General features: G+C 63.5%; 1 protein-coding gene. It reads left to right on the top strand.

Annotated features, from left to right (window positions below):
• The coding region (locus HX873_RS31465) for a YgcG family protein (protein ID WP_177123866.1) at positions 1 to 507 on the top strand (507 nt) is incomplete at both ends.

Raw genomic sequence — 507 nt, forward strand, 5'->3', positions numbered from 1 at the left:
CCCAGCAGTTGCAGGCGCTGGAGCAGACCAGCGGCGACCAGATCGTGGTGGTCACCGTGCCCGACCTGCAAGGCGTGCCCATTGAAGACTTCGGTTATCAACTGGGCCGCGCCTGGGGCATCGGCCAGAAGGGCAAGGACAACGGCGCCCTGCTGATCGTCGCCCGGGATGAGCACAAGATTCGCATCGAAGTGGGTTATGGCCTGGAAGGCGTACTCACGGATGCGCAATCCTGGGTGATCATCAACCAGGTGATCGCCCCGGCGTTCAAGGCGGGCAACTACAGCAAGGGCATCAGTGACGGAGTGGCGGCGATGCTGCAGGTGGTGGGCGGCGATCCGCTGGCCGTGCCGGCGCATGTGTCCGAGGCCAACTTCGCCAAGCAAAACCCGGGCATTTCCATTGGCCTGTTCATCCTGTTGCTGGCAGTGTTGTGGCTGTGCAATCGCATGGGCCTGCCCGTTGGCGCTATCCTGCTGGCGATTCTCAGCAGCAGCGGTCGTGGCG

It is taken from the genome of Pseudomonas sp. P7758 (genome assembly GCF_013386485.1).
Taxonomy (GTDB): domain Bacteria; phylum Pseudomonadota; class Gammaproteobacteria; order Pseudomonadales; family Pseudomonadaceae; genus Aquipseudomonas.